The sequence below is a fragment of the Aeromicrobium sp. CnD17-E genome (assembly GCF_024124745.1).
GTDB lineage: Bacteria > Actinomycetota > Actinomycetes > Propionibacteriales > Nocardioidaceae > Aeromicrobium.
Genome location: NZ_JAMXRU010000158.1, coordinates 1 through 4,898, shown reverse-complemented (window position 1 = coordinate 4,898; position 4,898 = coordinate 1). Strand labels below are relative to the sequence as shown.

Here is a 4,898-nt window from a genome sequence, read left to right as displayed (position 1 = left end):
CCGGCTACGACGACCCCTGCGGTGTCCCCGCGCTGCGCGCCGCGCTCGCCGAACGTCTCGGCCGGCTGCGTGGCGTCGACTGCGACCCCGACCAGGTCGTCGTCACGCAGGGCACCACCGACGGCCTGCGCGCCCTGCTCGAGGTGCTGCCCGACGGCGCCGTCGCGGTGGAGGACCCCGGCTACCGGGCGGCGGTCGCCACCGTCCGCGCGGCGGGCCGCACGGTCGTCGACGTCCCCGCCCGCGGTGTCCCAGTCGTGCCCCCGGACGTCGTCGCGACCTACGTGACCCCCGCCCACCAGCACCCGCTCGGCCACGTCATGCCCGCGGCCGACCGGGTGGCGCTGCTCGCGGCGGCGACGGCACAGGACGTCGTGGTCGTGGAGGACGACTACGACTCCGAGTTCCGCTACGACGTCGCCCCCGTCCCTGCACTCGCGTCGCTCGACCGCTCCCGCGTCGCGTACCTCGGCACCGCGTCGAAGTCGGTCTCGCCGAGCCTGCGCCTCGGCTGGCTCGTGCCGCCGCCGCACCTGCTCGACGCCGTCCGTGCCGCCCGGGCGGTGCGGCACGAGAGCGTCTCTTGGCCGGTGCAGCGGGCGTTCCTGTCGATGCTGCGCGACGGGTACGTCGACCGCGTCGTCCGCTCGGCGCGCCGCGTGTACGCCGCCCGCGCGCCCCGCGTCGCCGCCGTGCTCGCCGCCCACGCGGAGCCGGCCGGTCCGAGCGCCGGCATGTACTCGACCTGGCTCCTCCCAGCCGACCGCGCGCTGGCGGCGCACGACGCGGCACGGGCCGTGGGGTTCGACGTGCCCCTGCTCGCCGACTACACGCGCGGCTCCACCCTCACCGGGCTCGTCGTCGGCTTCGGCGGCGTGAGCGACGTCGAGCTCGACACCGCGCTCGACGCCATCGCCGGGGGTCTGGACGACCGACGGGACCGACGCCGCCGACCGTGACGCGGCTGCAGGTACGACACCCCTGGGGTTCACTGGTGCCATGGGTGACGACGACTCCACGATGCCGCTGCCCGGCGGTGGGCACGCCGACCCGCCGGAGCGGCTCACGCCGTTCCAGCAGCGTGTCGCCGACGTGGTGGAGGCCCTGCGACCCGGGGATCTGCTGACCTACGGCGAGGTGGCGCTCGAGGCGGGTCACCCGGGCGCGGGCCAGGCGGTCGCGAACGTGCTGCGTCGTGTCCCGGGACTGCCCTGGTGGCGCGTCCTGCCCACGAACGGGCGGCTGTACCGCCAGCACCGCGCGGCGGCCACCCCGCTCCTGCAGGCCGAGGGGCACGTCGTGGACGACGAGGGACGCGTCCGGTCGGGCTCCCGTCAGGCCTGACGACGTGCCGTCGCGAGCGCCTCGCGGCGCAGCTGCGCTGCGTCGTCGGGGCTCAGGTGACGCACGGCCACCAGCCGGGCAGGGCCCACCGACAGCACCCCGTCTCCGAGCGGCTCGCTGCGGATGCCCGCGTGGCCACGCATCGCCTGGTGGGCCCCCGGCGCGAGCACCACGTCCATCCACGCGCAGGGGTTCGCCCGGGTGAGCGAGCGGAAGGTGAGGCTGCGGCCCCCCTGCTCGAGCGTGAACTCGCTGTGCACCAGCGACTCGACGTCGAGCCCGCGCGTCAGCACGTTGCGGCGCGCCAGGAACGGGTCGAGCCCCGGCGCGTCGAGGCTCGCGCCGACCCGCTCGACCTCCTCGACCGCGAGGAACGTCACCGCCGCGAACCGGTGCCGGGTGCCGAAGTAGCGGTCGCCGACCACGCCCTTGTGCGCCCGCACGTCGATCGACGTCTGGCGGTCGGAGCCCATCGCCGGTCGCGGACCGTCGGAGGGCCGACCGTCGTAGCGGTGCCGTGGCGACACGACCAGGCCGACGATCTCGAGGTCGACCGGCTCGACGTCGAGGGGGAGGGCGTCCTGCACCCTGACACGCTAGCCCCCGGGTGGTCGGGACCCCGCGATTTGGCCCGGGATCGTGGGCACGGCTAGACTTCCGTGGTTGCCCGATCCGGGCACACCTCCTGCTGCGGACCGTCCGTAGCCGTTCAGACCGAAGGAGGACGCACCTTGTCGTTGCGTCACTACGAAGTCATGGTCATCCTCGACCCCGAGCTCGACGAGCGCACCGTCGCCCCGAGCCTCGACACCTACCTCAACGTCGTGAAGAACGACGGGGGCAGCGTCGAGAACGTCGACGTGTGGGGCAAGCGCCGCCTCGCGTACGAGATCAACAAGAAGAACGAGGGCATCTACGCCGTCATCGACCTGACCGCCACGCCGGACACGGTCAAGGAGCTCGACCGCCAGCTCGGGCTCAACGAGTCCGTCGTCCGCACGAAGGTCACCCGACCCGACGCGAAGTAAGGGCTCACCCGAGCTCCCTGTGGACGGTGACCCGCTCACTGTCCGCACCCCGGGGTTCACTGGTACAGCGTTCACTGGATCGAATCCCACCCCCGGCAACCACAGCCACCATCGAAAGGCTGGTCCCATGGCAGGCGAGACCGTCATCACCGTCGTCGGCAACATCACCGACGACCCCGAGCTGAAGTTCACCCCGTCCGGTGCGGCGGTCGCGAACTTCACCGTCGCCTCGACGCCGCGGTCCTTCGACCGTCAGTCGAACGAGTGGAAGGACGGCAACCCGCTGTTCATCCGATGCTCGGTGTGGCGCCAGATGGCCGAGAACGTCGCCGAGTCGCTGCAGAAGGGCCAGCACGTCATCGTGCACGGCGCCCTCAACGTCCGGCAGTACGAGCGCCAGGACGGCGGACGCGGCACCAGCGTGGAGATGAACGTCTACGAGGTCGGAGCGTCGCTGCGCTTCGCCACCGCCAAGGTCACCAAGGCCTCGCGCGGTGGCGGCGGTGGCGGCGGCGACTTCGGTGGCGGCGGCGGTGGTTTCGGCGGCGGTGGCGGCAGCTACGGCGGCGGACAGGGCGGCGGCAACGCCGGTGGCGGCAACGCCAACCCCTGGTCGCAGCCGCAGTCCGCACCGCAGGGTGGGAACGACGCCTGGGGCGGCGGCGCAGCCGCCGACGAGCCCCCGTTCTGATCCAGTCACACCCCGTTCTTTAGATACACCGTTCAAGGAGAACCATGGCCAAGCCAGTTGTCCGGAAGCCGAAGAAGAAGAGCAACCCGCTCGCGGCCGCCGGCGTCACCACCATCGACTACAAGGACACCGCGCTCCTGCGCAAGTTCATTTCCGACCGCGGCAAGATCCGCGCGCGTCGGGTGACGGGTGTCTCCGTCCAGGAGCAGCGTCAGATCGCCAAGGCGATCAAGAACGCCCGCGAGATGGCGCTCCTGCCCTACACGTCCAGCGGACGCTGAGAGAGGGACTGATCCACCGATGAAGCTCATCCTGACGCACGAGGTCAGCAACCTCGGAGAGCCCGGCGACATCGTCGAGGTCAAGGACGGCTACGGACGCAACTTCCTGCTCCCGCGCAACTACGCGATCCGCTGGAGCAAGGGTGCGGCCAAGCAGGTCGAGTCCATCAAGGCCGCCCGCGACGCGCGCGCCGTGCACGATCTCGAGGAGGCCCGCCAGATCAAGGGTCGTCTCGAGGCCGAGCCGGTCAACGTCGCGGTCCGCGCCGGCGAGGGCGGCCGCCTGTTCGGCGCCGTCACCGTCTCCGACATCGCCACCGCCCTCGAGGCGGCCGGCGGCTCGGTCGACAAGCGTCGCATCGAGGTCGGCAACCCGATCAAGGCGCTCGGTGCCCACACGGTCACCGTCCGCGTCCACCCCGAGGTGACCGCCCAGGTCCGCCTCAACGTGGTCGCCTCCAAGTAGGTCCTGCGACGGGGCTCGGTCCGGCACTGCCGGGCCGGGCCCCGTCGTCGTTCATCCATCCCGAGACCCCGTTCCCCCGAGGTTCCCGTGCCCCGTCCCCCGCGTACCGCCCTGCTCCTGCCGCTCCTGCTCGCCCTCGTGCTGGCCGGGTGCACCGGCGGGTCCGACCGCGACGCCCGACCCCGGCCGTCGGCGTCGGCCGAGGCGCGCGCCGGGACCACCGCGTGGGTGCGCGCCGACGTCTCCGACGTCCGACGCGGCGGCACGTTGAGGATCGGTCTCGGGTCGCTGCCCGCCACCTTCAACCCGCTGCACGCCGACGCCGTCGGCACCGACGTCGAGCGGCTCGTCGGCCCGACGACCGGTCAGGTCGTCCGGATCACCGAGGACGGCGGCTGGGAGGTCGATCCCGACCACGCCCGCCGGGTCGAGGTCGTCGCCGACGACCCGCTCACCATCGCCGTCCGCCTGAACCCCGACGCCGTGTGGGACGACGGCACGCCCGTCACGGCTGCCGACATGGTGGCCACCTGGCGGGCCCTGCGCGGCACCGACGAGCGCTACGCGGTGGCGAGCAGCGACGGGTGGGACGCGATCGCCGACGTCCGCCCCGGCCGCGACCGGTTCGGCTACACGGTGCGCTTCGCCGAGCGGCGGGGTGACTGGCCGCTGTACGTCTCGCCGCGGCTGCCGGCCCAGGTCGCGTCGAGCCCGCGCGCCTTCGACCGCGGCTTCCGCGACCGTCCGCTGCCGTCGAACGGTCCCTTCGTCACCCGTGAGCTGGACGAGGACACCGGCACCATCACGCAGGAGCCGAACCCGCGCTGGTGGGGCGACCCGCCGCGGCTGCGGCGCATCGTGTGGCGCGTGGCGGAACCGTCGGTCCAGGCTGAGGCGTTCGCCGCGGGCGAGCTCGACGTCGCGACGCTCGACACCGACCGCGACGTCCCAGCCGCCCAGGTGCAGCGGACGTCGGGCTCGCAGTGGTCGCACCTGACCATGAACGCCGGGCGAGGTCCGCTGCGCGACGTGGCGGTGCGCCGGGCCGTCGCCCTCGCGGTCGACCGCGACGCCCTCGCGCGCGACGT

Annotated in this window: 8 protein-coding genes; 7 read left to right on the top strand and 1 reads right to left on the bottom strand. The window is 73.1% G+C overall.

Annotated elements, in window-relative coordinates; translation table 11 throughout:
• Together NH339_RS17290 and NH339_RS17285 are read left to right on the top strand one after the other, a co-directional pair.
• Window positions 1–959, top strand: a 959-nt coding sequence (locus NH339_RS17290) for an aminotransferase class I/II-fold pyridoxal phosphate-dependent enzyme (protein WP_253027242.1), incomplete at its 5' end; no start/stop codon positions are given.
• 40 nt (window positions 960–999) lie between these two features.
• The gene (locus NH339_RS17285; RefSeq protein WP_253027241.1) at window positions 1,000–1,344 is read left to right on the top strand and encodes an MGMT family protein; all 345 of its coding nucleotides are present in this window, start codon (window positions 1,000–1,002) and stop codon (window positions 1,342–1,344) included.
• Here the strand turns inward: NH339_RS17285 and NH339_RS17280 are convergent.
• Complete coding sequence (locus NH339_RS17280) at window positions 1,335–1,931, bottom strand: molybdenum cofactor biosysynthesis protein (RefSeq protein ID WP_253027240.1); 597 nt, start codon at window positions 1,929–1,931, stop codon at window positions 1,335–1,337. The genes NH339_RS17285 and NH339_RS17280 overlap by 10 nt on opposite strands.
• A gap of 150 nt (window positions 1,932–2,081) precedes the next feature.
• On the opposite strand from NH339_RS17280, the gene rpsF reads away from it, so the two are divergent.
• The 5 genes from rpsF to NH339_RS17255 form a co-directional block, all read left to right on the top strand.
• Window positions 2,082–2,372, top strand: a complete 291-nt coding sequence (rpsF, locus tag NH339_RS17275; protein WP_083516666.1) for a 30S ribosomal protein S6 — start codon at window positions 2,082–2,084, stop codon at window positions 2,370–2,372.
• A 127-nt stretch (window positions 2,373–2,499) separates the two neighbouring features.
• Entirely contained in the window at window positions 2,500–3,063 is a 564-nt protein-coding gene (locus NH339_RS17270; RefSeq protein WP_253027239.1) for a single-stranded DNA-binding protein, read from the top strand.
• Window positions 3,064–3,107: 44 nt separating this feature from the next.
• Window positions 3,108–3,344, top strand: a complete 237-nt coding sequence (gene rpsR / locus NH339_RS17265) for a 30S ribosomal protein S18 (RefSeq protein ID WP_067861076.1) — start codon at window positions 3,108–3,110, stop codon at window positions 3,342–3,344.
• A gap of 19 nt (window positions 3,345–3,363) precedes the next feature.
• Window positions 3,364–3,810: a 50S ribosomal protein L9 gene (gene rplI / locus NH339_RS17260; protein WP_067861074.1), complete on the top strand. Its 447-nt coding sequence runs from the start codon at window positions 3,364–3,366 to the stop codon at window positions 3,808–3,810.
• A gap of 87 nt (window positions 3,811–3,897) precedes the next feature.
• The coding region (locus NH339_RS17255; RefSeq protein WP_253027238.1) for an ABC transporter substrate-binding protein at window positions 3,898–4,898 on the top strand (1,001 nt) is incomplete at its 3' end.

Coding starts and splice junctions, on each gene's coding strand:
- NH339_RS17285 (WP_253027241.1), top strand. CDS start 1,000: ATGGGTGACGACGACTCCACGATGCCGCTGCCCGGCGGTGGGCACGCC.
- NH339_RS17270 (WP_253027239.1), top strand. CDS start 2,500: ATGGCAGGCGAGACCGTCATCACCGTCGTCGGCAACATCACCGACGAC.
- rpsR (WP_067861076.1), top strand. CDS start 3,108: ATGGCCAAGCCAGTTGTCCGGAAGCCGAAGAAGAAGAGCAACCCGCTC.
- rplI (WP_067861074.1), top strand. CDS start 3,364: ATGAAGCTCATCCTGACGCACGAGGTCAGCAACCTCGGAGAGCCCGGC.